The sequence below is a fragment of the Dongia sp. P2_B8 genome (assembly GCF_056404715.1).
On sequence record NZ_JBFUDM010000001.1, the window covers coordinates 643,267 to 657,299 of the forward strand.

General features: G+C 60.8%; 12 protein-coding genes. 8 read left to right on the plus strand and 4 right to left on the minus strand.

Features of this window, described 5'->3' with window-relative positions; translation table 11 throughout:
- Positions 1 to 74: 74 nt before the first annotated feature.
- The 3 genes from AC1DWZ_RS02905 to AC1DWZ_RS02915 all read right to left on the minus strand — a co-directional run bounded on the left by AC1DWZ_RS02905 (position 75) and on the right by AC1DWZ_RS02915 (position 3,722).
- Positions 75 to 2,039 (minus strand): sensor histidine kinase, encoded by a 1,965-nt coding sequence (locus AC1DWZ_RS02905; protein WP_477167361.1) that lies wholly within the window; start codon positions 2,037 to 2,039, stop codon positions 75 to 77.
- Positions 2,040 to 2,159: 120 nt separating this feature from the next.
- Positions 2,160 to 2,579, minus strand: coding sequence for an OsmC family protein (locus AC1DWZ_RS02910; RefSeq protein ID WP_477167362.1), 420 nt, complete (start codon positions 2,577 to 2,579; stop codon positions 2,160 to 2,162).
- A 21-nt stretch (positions 2,580 to 2,600) separates the two neighbouring features.
- Positions 2,601 to 3,722, minus strand: a complete 1,122-nt coding sequence (locus tag AC1DWZ_RS02915; protein ID WP_477167363.1) for an Mrp/NBP35 family ATP-binding protein — start codon at positions 3,720 to 3,722, stop codon at positions 2,601 to 2,603.
- Between the two features lie 182 nt (positions 3,723 to 3,904).
- On the opposite strand from AC1DWZ_RS02915, the gene hflK reads away from it, so the two are divergent.
- The 3 genes from hflK (at position 3,905) to AC1DWZ_RS02930 (ending at position 7,642) form a co-directional block, all read left to right on the plus strand.
- Positions 3,905 to 5,062 carry an FtsH protease activity modulator HflK gene (gene hflK, locus AC1DWZ_RS02920; protein WP_477167364.1) on the plus strand — a complete coding sequence of 386 codons (1,158 nt, stop codon included), beginning with the start codon at positions 3,905 to 3,907 and terminating at the stop codon, positions 5,060 to 5,062.
- A complete protein-coding gene (gene hflC / locus AC1DWZ_RS02925) occupies positions 5,059 to 5,955 on the plus strand; it encodes a protease modulator HflC (RefSeq protein WP_477167365.1) in 897 nt (298 codons plus the stop codon). Before hflK ends, hflC begins: the two co-directional genes overlap by 4 nt.
- A gap of 187 nt (positions 5,956 to 6,142) precedes the next feature.
- Positions 6,143 to 7,642 carry a DegQ family serine endoprotease gene (locus tag AC1DWZ_RS02930; protein ID WP_477167366.1) on the plus strand — a complete coding sequence of 500 codons (1,500 nt, stop codon included), beginning with the start codon at positions 6,143 to 6,145 and terminating at the stop codon, positions 7,640 to 7,642.
- 41 nt (positions 7,643 to 7,683) lie between these two features.
- Here AC1DWZ_RS02930 and serB read toward each other — a convergent pair whose 3' ends face one another.
- Positions 7,684 to 8,589, minus strand: a complete 906-nt coding sequence (gene serB, locus AC1DWZ_RS02935; protein ID WP_477167367.1) for a phosphoserine phosphatase SerB — start codon at positions 8,587 to 8,589, stop codon at positions 7,684 to 7,686.
- Between the two features lie 28 nt (positions 8,590 to 8,617).
- Between serB and miaA the strand changes: the two genes are divergently transcribed.
- From miaA to AC1DWZ_RS02960, 5 genes are all read left to right on the plus strand, one after another.
- Positions 8,618 to 9,586 carry a tRNA (adenosine(37)-N6)-dimethylallyltransferase MiaA gene (miaA, locus tag AC1DWZ_RS02940; RefSeq protein WP_477167368.1) on the plus strand — a complete coding sequence of 323 codons (969 nt, stop codon included), beginning with the start codon at positions 8,618 to 8,620 and terminating at the stop codon, positions 9,584 to 9,586.
- A 94-nt stretch (positions 9,587 to 9,680) separates the two neighbouring features.
- Positions 9,681 to 11,441, plus strand: coding sequence for an acetolactate synthase 3 large subunit (locus AC1DWZ_RS02945; protein ID WP_477167369.1), 1,761 nt, complete (start codon positions 9,681 to 9,683; stop codon positions 11,439 to 11,441).
- A 125-nt stretch (positions 11,442 to 11,566) separates the two neighbouring features.
- Positions 11,567 to 12,046 carry an acetolactate synthase small subunit gene (gene ilvN / locus AC1DWZ_RS02950; protein ID WP_477167742.1) on the plus strand — a complete coding sequence of 160 codons (480 nt, stop codon included), beginning with the start codon at positions 11,567 to 11,569 and terminating at the stop codon, positions 12,044 to 12,046.
- A 51-nt stretch (positions 12,047 to 12,097) separates the two neighbouring features.
- Entirely contained in the window at positions 12,098 to 13,117 is a 1,020-nt protein-coding gene (gene ilvC / locus AC1DWZ_RS02955) for a ketol-acid reductoisomerase (RefSeq protein WP_477167370.1), read from the plus strand.
- A 128-nt stretch (positions 13,118 to 13,245) separates the two neighbouring features.
- Positions 13,246 to 13,791 carry a PAS domain-containing protein gene (locus tag AC1DWZ_RS02960; RefSeq protein WP_477167371.1) on the plus strand — a complete coding sequence of 182 codons (546 nt, stop codon included), beginning with the start codon at positions 13,246 to 13,248 and terminating at the stop codon, positions 13,789 to 13,791.
- The last annotated feature ends 242 nt before the right edge of the window (positions 13,792 to 14,033 follow it).

A 14,033-nucleotide genomic window follows, 5' to 3' on the forward strand; every position in this document is an offset into this window, starting at 1 on the left:
GACGACTGTCAACCAGCCGTGCAAAAGGCGGCGCGCCCGGCAGGCTGGGTGGGCCATCGAGATCCGGATTTGCGTCAGAGCGCGCGGGGCAGGCGGACCTCGACAGTCGTGCCGATTTCAAGGGTGCTGTCGATGGTCAGGGTACCGTTCATGGCTTCGACTAGGCGCTTCACCAGTGCGAGACCGATGCCAGAACCACCCACTTCTGCGCGCATCGGGTCGCCCAACCTGGTAAAGGGCTGCAACGCCCGTTCGATATCGCCGTCCGCCATGCCGATCCCATTGTCGCTGACGCGGAACAATATCTCATCGCCTGAAGCCTCGACAGAAACCTCGATCTTGCCGCCTTTGCGGGTGTACTTTGCGGCGTTGCTGGTCAGATTAATGATGACCTGTCGCATCAGGCGCCGGTCGCCCCGGCATGCCTCGCTGGCGTTGACCTGGAGCATGAGAGTGTGCCCACGTTCTCGTGCCAGAGCTTCGAGGATCGCCCGGCAATCGCCGATCACCTGGTCGGGAGTCAGTGCTTCCGACTTGATGTCGAGATGGCCAGCTTCGACTGCGGACAGATCGATGATGCCGCCCAGCAAGTCGAACAGCAATTGCCCGCTCTTGTGGATGTCCGTCGCATAGGTTTGATAGGTTTCGTTGCCGATCGGCCCGAACATCTCGCGCCGCAAGACGTCCGAGAAGCCGATGATCGCATTGAGTGGTGTCCGCAATTCATGGCTCATGGTGGCAAGAAAGCGCGACTTCTCGCGGTTGGCGGATTCGGCGCGCCGCAGCGCCTCCAGCATGCGGGATTCCGCCTGCTTCTGATTGGTGATGTCGAGCACGTAGCCGGCAATGGCTATAGGCTTGCCGCTCGCGTCGATGACCGGGAATTTGATCTCGCGCTCCCACATGTATTTGCTGGAATCGTCGGATCGCCGCTCTGTCCGGACGACTTCGCCCTGCAGTGCGCGCGCATCGTCCTGCACCAATTGAGCGGCGAGTTCCGGCTTCACGAAATCCTTGGCTGTGCGGCCGCGAAATTCGCGCCCGTTCATGCTATAGGCGCGGAATGCTTCTTCGTTGAGGTCGAGATATCGGCCTTGCAGGTCCTTTACATACATGGCGATGGGCGAATTGCGCATCAATGCGCGCAGGAGATCACGGTTGCGGTTGACCTCCGTCTCCAGCCGTCGCCGCCGATCGACATAGGGTGCCGCAACGAGAACGATGCCGCCGCAAAAGACCGCGGCAATGATCATGAACAGTCGTTGCAATGTCTGCTCGCCATTTGCGGTCATGACGGTCGGTGGTGCTGCCAGATACCACTGCCCTTCCGGCAGGGGGATGGCAACTTCGATCGGATCGTTGGCGAAGACCTGCTCGTTGCCGAAAATGACCTCAGGCGCCCGCATCGATTGCCGATTGCCGCGGATGGCAAGATCAAGGTCCTTGGTGGCATCAATGATGCCGGCTTGACTGAGCAGGCCGTCAAGCCGCAGGGGCAGGCTGATGGCGCCCCAATATTTGAGTGAACCGGTGTCATTCTTGATGCGGATGGGTATCCGCACCACGACCAGCCAGCCGCTGGATTGCAAATGCAATGGTCCGGAGACGACGGCGTCCTCCGACCGGACAAGGCGCTCGAATGATTCCCACGGTTCTTCCGAATTGCGCAGGTTGCGATCGATCGCCATCGGTGGGGCGCCATAGGGACAGTTGTATTTGACAGTCGTGCYGACGATGAGGGCGATGTTTCGCACCTTGGGCTGCGCCGTCAGGATGGTATGGCAAATGCTGCTGAACTTGCGCTCGCTGATGGCGGGTTCTGCAGCCACGACGGCGGCAAGGCCGAGGCCAAGATCAGTGCCGGCCGCGATCTCGGTCGCGAACCTGTGGGCCAGCGCCTCCAACTGATTCCGGGTCCGCGCCTCCGCTGCCTGGGCAAGGTCCTGCCGATAGGCAAATTCGCCTATGACAAAGACAAGCGCCGCAACAGCGACAGCGGCTGCAAGAACCGCTACGGATTTCAGTTTTGGCCGCGCCACCGCCCCATCGACCCCGCGACATTCGGCAAGGCTCTTATTGGCGCAGGGGTACTCGCGACTGTCAACTGTGGCGCGTAAAACGCCCCTGCACCTTGTCCCGGATGCGTAGGGTGCGGAACATCAGGCGGCAGCAACGATCTCGAAGCTGTGGGTGATGTCGGCCATCTTGCCCAGCATGATCGACGCGGAGCAATATTTCTCGGCCGACAGGTCGATGGCCCGCTGCACGGTATCGGGCTTCAGATCCTTGCCGGTCACCACGAAATGCATGTTGATCTTGGTAAAAATCTTCGGGTCCGTGGCAGCACGCTCTGCCTCCAGACGGCATTCGCAGCCGCGCACATCCTGGCGCCCTTTTTGCAGGATCATGATGACGTCGACCGACGTGCAGCCGCCAGTCCCCAGCAGCAGATATTCCATCGGTGACGGGGCGATGGTGGCACCGCCCGGCGTCGTAGAGGCGCTCATGACGACAGCGTGGCCGCTATTGCTCTCGCCCAGAAAAGTATTGTTCTCGATCCATTTCACGCGGGCTTTCATGCCTTATCCCCATTCGCTCTTCTATTGCAGCACGATGCGCGGTGCGGCGCGCTGCGGTGTTTTTTCAAGTTTGTTCCAGACCTTCGCGGCGATCTCGCCATAGGCCAGGGAATGCGGTGAGGTCGGTTCGCTGGCCACGATCGGCTGACCGGCATCCGATGTTTCGCGGATCTTGATGTCGAGCGGGATTTCGCCCAGGAAGTCGACGCCGAACTTCACCGCCTCCCGCTGGGCGCCGCCATGGGCGAAAATATCCGTGCGATGGCCGCAATTGGGGCAGCTGAAATAGCTCATATTCTCGATGATGCCCAGTACCGGCACATCGACCTTGCGGAACATGTTGAGGCCCTTCTTGGCATCGAGCAAGGCGATATCCTGCGGCGTCGAGACGATCACAGCACCGGAGAGCGGCACAGACTGCGCCATGGTCAATTGCGCATCGCCCGTTCCCGGCGGCAGGTCGCAGACCAGGATGTCGAGTTCGCCCCAATTCACTTCGCGCAGCAACTGGGTGATGGCACTCATGACCATCGGGCCGCGCCAGATCATCGGCGTGTCCTCCTCAATGAGGAAGCCCATTGACATGACTTTGACGCCAAAGCTCTGCTTGGGCTCCAACGTCTTGCCGTCCTTGCTTTCCGGCCGGCCGCTCAAACCCATGAGGCGCGGCTGCGACGGGCCGTAGATGTCGGCATCCAGCAGGCCGACCTTGAGGCCGAGCGTGGTGAAGGCGAGGGCGAGGTTGGTGGCGGTGGTGGATTTGCCGACGCCACCCTTGCCGCTGGCGATGGCGATGATGTGCTTGACGCCAGGAACCAGGGCCTTGGCGCCGCCGGGCTTTTGACCCGGGCCAGGTGCGGCCGGGCGCTGCTGGGGGGCGGTCGCGGCTGCCGGCGCCTTATGTGCTGTGAGGACGGCTGTTACCGAGAGGATTCCGGGCAGGTTCAAGACGGCCGCTTCGGCGGATTTGCGCAGTGGTTCCAGTTTGTCGCCCAGGGCGGGGTCGACCTCGATTGTGAACCCGACATGGCCTTCGCGGAGGACCAGGCCCTGAACCATGCCGCGGGCGACGATGTTTCCGCCATCGGGGGCGGTAATTGTCGATAAAATCGAGCGAATTTCCGCTTCGGTGGTGTTGGCCATGCTTGAAATTTCCTCTTCCCGCCCCGATATGATGCGCGCGCCATCCAATCGTTGAAAAGGACCGATTCTCTTATGGCCCTTTGATTGCGGTGGTGCGGCGGCTGTCATATAAGGCTTTGACGCGACCAATAAAAGGGCGCTGGCCGGCAGCGGTCTCATCTTGACCAGTCTTGAGGATCCTTATGGCGTGGAATAATCAGGGCGGTCCCTGGGGCGGCGGACAAAGCCCTTGGGGTCGCGGCAGCGGCGGTGGTGGCAATCAGCCCCCGGATTTCGAAGAAATGATCAAGCGCGGTCAGGATCGTATGAAATCGATCTTGCCGGGCGGTTTCGGCTCCGGGCGGGCTTTGACGCTGATTGGTGTCGCTGCCGTGGTGCTGTGGCTGGTCACTGGCTTCTACGTCGTCAATCCGGGCCAGGTTGGCGTTAACATGCTGTTCGGCAGCTTTGTCAGCCAGACCACGCCGGGGCTTCGGTGGAATTGGCCGGTACCGATTGGCGATCATTTCACGCCGGATGTGGCTACGCGTAACCGTGTTGAAGTCGGCTTTCGGGCCGAAACCGCCAGCGGGTCTGACCGGGATGTGCCGGAAGAAAGCCTGATGCTGACCGGCAATGAGAACATCATCGATGTCCGTGCCGTCGTCTTGTGGCGCATCAACAATGTTGAACAATATCTATTCGGCCTTGGCGATCCGGAAGACAGCGTCAAGAACGCAGCCGAGGCCGCCTTGCGCGAGATCATCGGTCAGTCGAGTTTCGAATTCGCCATCACCGAAGGCCGTGGCCAGATTGAGCTCAAGGCACGCGACCTGGCGCAGGAAATGATCGATTCCTACCGCATGCCAGGTGCAGCGGGCGGCGCCATCACCATCGAGCAACTCTCACTGCAAAAGGTCGATGCGCCAAGTGAAGTCATTGACGCCTTCCGCGACGTGCAGAAGGCCAAGGCTGATGCCGAGGCGGCGATCAACGATGCCCAGGCCTATGTCAACCAGGTGACGGAAGAGGCCAAAGGCCAGTCCTACCAGATCGTTCAGCAGGCGGAAGCTTATAAGGCCGAGAAGGTCGCCATCGCCCAGGGTGACGCGCAGCGCTTCATCTCGGTTTATGACGAGTACAAGCAGGCGCCGGATATCACGGAGCGTCGTCTCTATCTGGAAACGATGGCAGGCATTCTCGGTGGCATGAATAAGGTTCTGATCGATCAGTCTGGTACCGGCGGTGCAGTGCCATATCTGCCGCTCGATCAACTGCTGAAAACGCGTCCGCAGGCGCCCGACGCCAATACCGATCCATCCGCGCCGGCTTCCGGTAGCAATACGGGAGCTTCGCAATGAGCCAAGGCAAGTTCATTCTGGGCGTGATCGCTATCATTTTGGCAGTGATAGTTGCTTACAGCTCGACTTTCGTCGTGCAGCAGGCAGAAAGCGCGATCGTTTTGCGCTTCGGCAACCCGCAGGCCGTGATCGAACAACCGGGTTTGAAGTTGAAAGTCCCGGTCGCCGACCAGATCGTCATTCTGGATCGCCGTGTGCTGAATTTCGATGCGCCGGCGCAGGAATTACTGACGCGCGACCAGAAGCGCGTCGTCATTTCCGCCTTCGTCCGCTACCAGATCGTCGACAGCCTGAAATTCTATCAGGTGGGCCGGACCTACACGAATGCGGAAAGCCAGATCCGCAGCGTGCTGGGCTCGACCCTGCGCAGCACGATCGGTAACGTTGCCTTGGTCGATACATTGACGCCCAAGCGAGCCGACATCATGCGGCAGATTCGCAGCGAGCTCACGCGCCAGGCGGCTGAACCCTACGGCATCAAGATCGTCGACGTTCGCTTCAAGCGTGTCGACTTGCCGGCCCAGAACAGCGAAGCGGTGTTCAACAGCATGCGCAAGCAGCGAGCGCAGGAAGCAGCGCTCATCCGCGCGGAAGGCGCTCGTACCGCCCGTGAGAAGCGTGCGGAAGCGGATAAGTTGCGGGTGGTCGCTGTTGCGGACGCGCGCAAGAAATCCGAAATCCTGCGCGGCGAGGGCGAGGGGGCGGCGATCGGCATATATAACGAGGCCTTTGGCCGCGATCCGGCGTTCTTCGATTTCTACCGCTCGATGCAGGCGATGCAGGAAGGTCTCAAAGGCGACACAACCACCTATGTCGGGTCGCCGACGGGCGATTTCTTCCGCTTTTTCGGCAGCGAGGTAGGAGTTGCGCCCAAGAAAGCGCCTGCCCAGTAAACAAGCAATGGAAACCATCACGCATCAGCATTGTTGATGTGTCGGCAATGACCGATCGGGCAGCTTGCCCGGTCGGTTTTTGCGTTATAGTGGGTAACCAAATCCGGCCGCTGACCGTAATCCGCAATAGGATGGCGGGGCCATGAAGGGGCCGGCAAGCATGACGAGGATGAACAGGGCGATGCATATGAACCGGAACAGGCCGCGCGCGCGGGCCGTAGCAGCGGCACGGCCGATATGGGGCGCCAAGGAATTCCGCCTGGTCGGGTTGGCCCTGTTTGTGGCGCTTCTGGCCCTGCTCGCTGGCTTGAAGCTTGCCTCTGCCCGGTCGGCCCCGGAGAGCTTTGCCGATCTTGCTGAAAAGTCGCTCCCGGCCGTGGTCAACGTCTCGACCACCCAGATGGTCTCGCCCGACAGCCAGATTCAGGATCTCGACGACATGTTCCGCGAGTTCCTGGACCGGCAGGATGGCGAAAAGCCCAAGCCGCGCAAGGCCACCTCGCTCGGCTCCGGCTTCATCATCGATGCCAGCGGCTATATCGTCACCAACAACCATGTGATCGAGGGTGCCGAGGAAATCACGGTCATCACTCATGACAATCAGGAACTGAAAGCCAAACTGGTCGGGCGGGACGAGAAAACCGACCTTGCCCTCCTGAAGGTCGAAAGCAAGACGCCCTTGCCGGCGGTCAATTGGGGCGATTCCGACGAATTGCGCATTGGCGATTGGGTGCTGGCGATCGGCAATCCGTTCGGCCTCGGTGGGACGGTCACGGCCGGCATCGTCTCGGCACGCCAGCGCGATATCAATGCCGGTCCCTATGACGATTTCATCCAGACTGACGCCTCCATCAACCGCGGCAATTCTGGCGGTCCGATGTTCAACATGGATGGCGAGGTCGTCGGCATCAACTCGGCGATCTATTCGCCCTCCGGCGGGTCGGTCGGCATCGGCTTTTCGATCCCCTCCAATCTCGCCAAGGGCGTCATCGCCCAGATCAAGGAATTCGGCCATCCGCGGCGCGGCTGGCTGGGGGTCCGCATCCAGACAGTGAGCCCGGAACTGGCCGAAGGTTTGCGCCTGCCAACGGCCAAGGGTGCCCTGGTCTCCAGCGTTTCCACCGGTGGCCCCGCCGACAAGGCCGGCATCCGTCAAGGCGATGTGATTCTCGAATTCAACGGCCGCGACGTTGCGGACATGAAGGCACTGCCGCGCCTGGTGGCTGATTCGCAATTCGGCAAATCGGTGCCGGTCGCCATCTGGCGCAAGGGTGCCAAGACGACGGTCACGGTCGAACTCGGTGAGCTTGACGAAAAGGCCGAGGCTGCGCTCCAGACCACACAGCCGGAAGGCGAACCGGAACAGGCGCCGGAGAAGGGCGATCATATCGACCTTCTGGGTGTCGACGTGGGCAGCCTCGACGATGCTGCGCGCACCAAATTCGATCTGCCCAAGGATGCCGAGGGTGTCGTGATCGTCACCGTTGATGAAAACGGCCCGGCGGCCGAAAAGGATCTGCGCCCAGGCGACGTCATTGCCGAGGTCGATCAGAAGGCTGTCACCTCGCCAGCCGATGTCCGCGACCGCGTAAAATCGGCCCAGGAAAACGGCTATCGCCTGGTGACTTTGCTAATCAATCGCAGCGGCGATTTCCAATGGGTCGCCGTGAAAATCGGCAAGAAATAGGATGGATGCGGCGGCACCCGACCGGGGTGCTGCCGGCTGCCCTAGTCGACAAACTCGGCGCGGCGATAGCCCATATAGAAGAGCAGGCCGGTGAGGTCAGCGTAGTTGAGTTGGCAGCCGATGGTTGCCTTGACCTTCGCCTTGCCGCGATAGCCGCAGCCCAGGGACGCCGCACTCAGCATCGGAATGTCGTTTGACCCGTCGCCGATGGCGGCGGTCTGCTCGGGCGTTAACTTTAACTCTGTCGTCAAATGGCGCAGGCGGCCAAGCTTGCCGAACTCACCGTCCGGATCGACGATGGGGGGGATGAGCTTGCCGGTGGTCTTGCCGTCGGCGAACTCGAAATCGTTCGAGATGTCGATGTCAAAGCCGACCCGTGCAGCCACCCGGCTGGTGAAATAGCGGAAGCCCCCGGAGACCAACGCGGTGTAGCAGCCATCGCGGCGCAGGGTGCGGATCAGCGTCGTGGCCCCCGGCGATAGCTCGACCTTGGCGTAGGCGGCAGCGAATTCGGCTTCGGTGAGGCCGGCCAAGAGCGCCACCCGCGCCACCAGGCTCTGCGTGAAATTGATCTCGCCCTTCACCGATTTCTGGGTAAGGGCATCGATCTCCGCCTTGTCTGTGGCAAAGACCGAGAGGTCGTCGAGCGTTTCGGCCGTCACGATCGTGGCGTCCATGTCGCATAGCAGAAGCTGCTTCTTGCGCCCGGCCGCGGCTTGGGCATAACAATCGACGGCATCGCCACCGATAATCGCATGGGCGATATTCTGGGCACTGGTGGGATCGAGACCGGCAAAGCCGAGATCGCAGGCAAGGCCGGGGTCGAGCCAGACCGGCGCGCCGACGTTTGCGCCGGCACGGGTGAGGGCAGAGGACACCTGCTGCAGCAGGGCCGAGGTAAGCCGTGCAGCGTCGGGCGCCGATATGAGGGTAAGTACGAGATTCATGACGGTTGGGCGTATAGAGGAAAGGGCTGTGAAGGACAAGCCGGCTGACATGGGCCGGGTCGTCATCATCGCAGGCCCCACGGCCAGCGGCAAATCAGCTTTGGGAGTCGATCTTGCCGAAGCGTTGGGTGGCATCATCATCAACGCGGATTCGATGCAGGTTTATCGTGACTTGCCGATCCTGACCGCCCAGCCGGATGCAGCCGACAAGGCACGCGTGCCGCACCGGCTCTATGGTTTCCTCGATCTCGACGATGCCTGCGATGCCCAGCGCTGGGCTGGCTTGGCTGCGGGCGAAATCGCCGCAATCTTGGCAGCCGGCGATGTGCCGATCCTGGTCGGTGGCACGGGGCTCTATCTGCGGGCGCTGACCACAGGGTTCAGTCCGATGCCGGAAATCCCGGCCGATATCCGCGAGACCGCACGGGCATTGGTGGCCGAGAAGGGCGCTCCAGCGGTCCATGCGCTCCTGGGCGAGCGGGATCCACTCAGTGCCGAACGCCTGAAGCCCACGGATCGGCAACGTGTTGCCCGCGCCTGGGAGGTGCTGGCAGCCACTGGGCAGCCGCTTTCCTGGTGGCAGGAACAGCCACCGGTGGCGCCCACAATCCATCGCTTTCTCAATCTGGTCATCAACCCGGATCGGGCCACACTCTATGAGGCCGTCGATGGCCGCTTCCGGGCCATGGTGGCGCGCGGCGCCTTGGATGAGGTGGCTGCTGCGGAGCGCCTGCCGGGCAAGGCTGTCGCCGGGGGGCGCAAGGCGCTGGGCTATCCGGAACTGGCTGCCGCCGCGGGTGGCACGGTACCGCTCGAGACCGCTATCCTCGCAGCGCAGCAGGCGACCCGGCGGTATGCCAAGCGCCAACTGACTTGGTTTCGGCATCAAGTGCCAAATGCAAATTTTATATCGCCTGACTTGCCAGCTATGAAATTTTCGCAAAGTTATACGGCAGAAACGCGCCACAAAATTCGCGATTTCCTGTTGACCCTCTAGTTATCAAACACTAAGGTCCGGCCACCGCAGCGCGAAAATCGCCCTGCGATTGGAATTCTTTGTGCCCAAGGGGGCGCAGGCTGAGGATCAGATCATGGCGACAGAACCTATCACCGGTGCAGAAATCATCGTCAAAGCACTGATTGATCAAGGGGTTGAGGTAATTTTCGGCTACCCAGGCGGGGCCGTGTTGCCGCTCTATGACGCCCTCTTCAAGCAAAACAAGGTGCGACACATTCTTGTGCGGCACGAGCAGGCGGCGGTTCACGCGGCGGAAGGTTATGCCCGGTCGACTGGCAAGGTCGGCGTTGTGCTCGTCACCTCCGGCCCCGGCGCCACCAATGCAGTCACCGGCCTGACCGACGCGCTGATGGATTCGATTCCGCTCGTCTGCCTCACGGGCCAGGTGCCGACACATCTCATCGGCAACGATGCCTTCCAGGAAGCCGACACGACCGGCATCACGCGGCCCTGCACCAAGCATAACTACCTGGTGAAGTCGGTCGAGGATTTGTCGCGCAAGGTGCATGAGGCGTTCTACGTCGCGCGTTCGGGCCGGCCCGGTCCGGTGCTGCTCGATCTGCCGAAGGATGTGCAGCAGGCGAAGTACGAGTACGTCAACCATGCCGGCCAGCGCCACCGCACCTATAACCCGGTGCAGAAACCGGACCGGTCGCAGGTGGAAAAAGCCGTCGAACTGATGGCCACGGCCAAGCGGCCGCTGTTCTATATCGGTGGTGGTTGCGTCAATTCAGGTCCGCTGGCCTGCAAGATGCTCGTCGATTTCGTGCGCTTGACCGGCTTTCCCTGCACGCAGACCCTGATGGGCCTCGGCGCCTTCCCGGCATCCGACCCCTTGTCGCTCGGCATGGTCGGCATGCATGGCATGTTCGAGTCCAACCATGCGATGCATGATTGCGACGTCATGATCAATATTGGCGCGCGCTTCGACGACCGGGTTACCGGCCGTTTGAATGCCTTCTCGCCGGGATCGAAGAAGATCCATGTCGATATCGACCCCAGCTCGATCAACAAGAGTGTCCGCGTCGACATTCCAGTGGTGGGCGACGTCGGCCATGTGGTCGAAGAAATGATGCGCATTTGGAAAGCGCGCCAGATCAAGACCGACCAGAAGGCTTTGGCCGCCTGGTGGGACCAGATCAACAAATGGCGCGGTCGCAACTGCTTGAAATACAAGCCGCACGACACCATCATCAAGCCGCAATTCGCCCTTGAGCGGCTCTACGCCGCGATCAAGGACAAGGATTTCTACATCTCGACGGAAGTCGGGCAGCACCAGATGTGGGCCGCCCAATTCCTGAAATTCGAGAAGCCCAATCGCTGGATGACCTCGGGTGGCCTTGGCACCATGGGCTATGGCCTGCCGGCAGCCTATGGCGTGCAGGTGGCGCATCCGGAATCGCTGGTGATTGATGTCGCCGGTGAAGCCTCGATCCTGATGAACATCCAGGAAATGGCGACGCTGGTGCAGTATCGCCTGCCGGTGAAGATCTTCATCATGAACAATAAGTGGATGGGCATGGTCCGCCAGTGGCAGGAATTGCTGCACGGTGGCCGCTATTCTGAATCCTACAGCGACGCGCTGCCGGACTTTGTGAAGCTCGCCGAAGCCTTCGGCGCCTCGGGTTTGCGGGCGGAAAAGCCAGCCGACCTCGATGGCGTCATCAAGGAGATGATCGACATCAAGGGACCGGTCATGGTCGATGTCTGCGTCGATGAAAAGGAAAACTGCTTCCCGATGATTCCGTCGGGTGCGCCGCATAATGAAATGCTGCTCGGTCCCGATGACCAGTCTGCCCGGCCGGTCTCGGAAGAGGGCATGGTGCTGGTCTGATCATGAGTGATGCAAAGCGTCGTAGTTTGGGAATTGTCTCGGGCGTGCCGGCTGAAGTCGCCGGCACCGCAAAGCTGGGCGGGGAGTCTGGAAGCGTGAAAGATACAACGATCGAACGACATACGATGTCGGTGCTGGTGGACAACGAAGCCGGTGTCCTCGCCCGCGTCATCGGTCTCTTTTCAGGTCGTGGCTACAATATCGAGAGCCTGACGGTGGCCGAAGTTGATGCGGCGCAACACGTTTCGCGCATTACCGTGGTGACTTCCGGCACCCCGATGATCATCGAGCAGATCAAGAACCAGCTGCAGCGCCTGGTGCCGGTGCACAGTGTGACTGACCTCACCGTCGAAGGCCCGTCGCTGGAACGTGAAATGGCGCTGGTGAAGGTGGCAAGCACTGGCGACAAGCGCGTCGAAGCGCTGCGCATCGCCGACATCTTCCGCGCCCGTGTCGTAGATGCGACCATTGAATCCTTTGTTTTCGAAATGACCGGTTCGACCGAGAAGCTCAATGCCTTTATCGGTCTGATGCAGCCTTTGGGGCTTGCTGACGTGTCGCGCACCGGGATCGTCGCCATGAAGCGCGGCAGCGATGCCAACTAATCCTCCAGCCTGAAAGCTGGAGCTGACTTGTTTTACTGAAAGGGAAAGACCATGCGTGTTTATTACGATCGTGACGCCGATGTGAACCTGATCAAAGGCAAGAAGATTGCCGTGGTCGGGTTCGGCAGCCAGGGCCATGCCCATGCGCTCAACCTCAAAGACAGTGGCGTCAAGGACGTGCGCGTGGCTTTGCGCAAGGGTTCGGCTTCAGCGGCCAAGGCAACGTCGCAAGGGCTGGAAGTCATGACCACGGTTGAGGCGGCGAAGTGGGCCGACCTCATCATGATCCTGACGCCCGACGAATTGCAGGCGAAGCTTTATGCCGAAGATCTGGCGCCGAACATGCGCCAAGGTGCGGCGCTGGCATTCGCACACGGGCTCAACATCCATTTCAAGCTCATTGAGCCGCGTCCCGACCTCGACGTCGTCATGATCGCGCCGAAGGGCCCGGGTCACACCGTGCGCGGCGAATATGTGAAGGGTGGCGGCGTTCCGTGCCTCGTGGCCGTGGCGCAGAACCCCAGCGGCAATGCACTTGAACTCGCCATCTCCTATGCCAGCGCCATCGGCGGCGGCCGTTCGGGCGTCATCGAGACCAACTTCCGCGAAGAATGCGAAACCGATCTGTTCGGCGAGCAGGTCGTGCTGTGCGGTGGCCTCGTGGCCCTCATCCAAGCCGGTTACGAAACCCTGGTTGAAGCCGGTTATGCCCCGGAAATGGCCTATTTCGAGTGCCTCCACGAAGTGAAGCTGATCGTCGACCTGATCTATGAGGGCGGCATCGCCAACATGCGCTATTCGATCTCGAACACCGCCGAATATGGCGACTATGTGACCGGTGGCCGTATCATCACCGACGAGACCAAGAAGGAAATGAAGCGCGTCCTCGAAGACATTCAGTCGGGCCGTTTCGTGCGCGACTTCGTGCTCGAGAACGCAGCGGGCCAGCCGAGCTTCAAGGCGACGCGTCGTCGCCAGGCCGAAGCCGGCATCGAAGAAGTAGGCGCCAAGCTCCGTGCGATGATGCCGTGGATCGGCAAGAACCGACTGGTCGACAAGACCAAGAACTGAGCTGCCGCAAGACGGCTCGAGATCGGCAAAGGGCGGTGCCTCAGGGTGCCGCCCTTTTGCTTTTTCTGGCGACCACATCCGAACTAGACTGATGTGCCAATATCCAGCTATGCCGAGGTGAGGGGCGCATGTTTGCATCTTTTGCTCCACTGCCACCCGAGGCGGCGGAGCCGGAATTCACCGCCATGTATGATTTGTGGCGTGCGAAGCTGCGTGACGGCAGGCTGCCTTCACGCGCCGATTTCGACCCTACCGAGCTGCCGCCGACAATTTTGAAGCACATGCTGCTGTTCGAGGTCGAGCGCCAGAGGGGCCGGATCCGCTTCAAGTTTCGCCTGGCCGCCACCGGTTTCATTGAACTGGTTGGCCGCGAAGTGACGGGTATGTATTTCGATGAATTCGGGCCGCCGGACCGGACCGGGCCAGTGGCCTCGGCGCTGGAGGAAATCGCGCTTACCGGGCGGCCGGTCTTTCTGGCCAGCCGGCTCACCCAAGTCAACGAAGACTATTATTACGTTAAAATACTGGGCCTGCCGCTCGCCCAGGATGGAGTGATTGTTGACATGATTCTGGCGTCGTTTTTGCCAAGGACCCGGGCAGAGACGGGTGGGGTGGCGGATACACCTTTCGACACCCGATCAGAGCCTCTTGATGAACTCCGCTGCGTCTTGTGATGCCTGGGTGATTTTGCTGAAACCCAGCAGCTGTTCGTGTGCGGAAACACACAAAGGGCCGGCACTCGTTTGGAATTCCATTACAAATCCTCTTGTCCCGGTTACGGTCGGGCGGTAAAAGCAAGCCCGGACCGGACCCCGCAGGGTTCCGGAGTCGGGCGTGTTCTGGGCCGCTAAGGCATGATAAATCCAAGGAATATTCCCATTAAATCAGGGCTTCGCCAAAATACCGGCTGCAAGCT

Excerpts from the sequence above, each read along its gene's own strand:
- AC1DWZ_RS02910 (WP_477167362.1), bottom strand. The coding sequence starts at position 2,579 with ATGAAAGCCCGCGTGAAATGGATCGAGAACAATACTTTTCTGGGCGAG.
- AC1DWZ_RS02915 (WP_477167363.1), bottom strand. The coding sequence starts at position 3,722 with ATGGCCAACACCACCGAAGCGGAAATTCGCTCGATTTTATCGACAATT.
- hflK (WP_477167364.1), top strand. The coding sequence starts at position 3,905 with ATGGCGTGGAATAATCAGGGCGGTCCCTGGGGCGGCGGACAAAGCCCT.
- hflC (WP_477167365.1), top strand. The coding sequence starts at position 5,059 with ATGAGCCAAGGCAAGTTCATTCTGGGCGTGATCGCTATCATTTTGGCA.
- AC1DWZ_RS02930 (WP_477167366.1), top strand. The coding sequence starts at position 6,143 with ATGAACCGGAACAGGCCGCGCGCGCGGGCCGTAGCAGCGGCACGGCCG.
- serB (WP_477167367.1), bottom strand. The coding sequence starts at position 8,589 with ATGAATCTCGTACTTACCCTCATATCGGCGCCCGACGCTGCACGGCTT.
- AC1DWZ_RS02945 (WP_477167369.1), top strand. The coding sequence starts at position 9,681 with ATGGCGACAGAACCTATCACCGGTGCAGAAATCATCGTCAAAGCACTG.
- ilvN (WP_477167742.1), top strand. The coding sequence starts at position 11,567 with ATGTCGGTGCTGGTGGACAACGAAGCCGGTGTCCTCGCCCGCGTCATC.
- ilvC (WP_477167370.1), top strand. The coding sequence starts at position 12,098 with ATGCGTGTTTATTACGATCGTGACGCCGATGTGAACCTGATCAAAGGC.
- AC1DWZ_RS02960 (WP_477167371.1), top strand. The coding sequence starts at position 13,246 with ATGTTTGCATCTTTTGCTCCACTGCCACCCGAGGCGGCGGAGCCGGAA.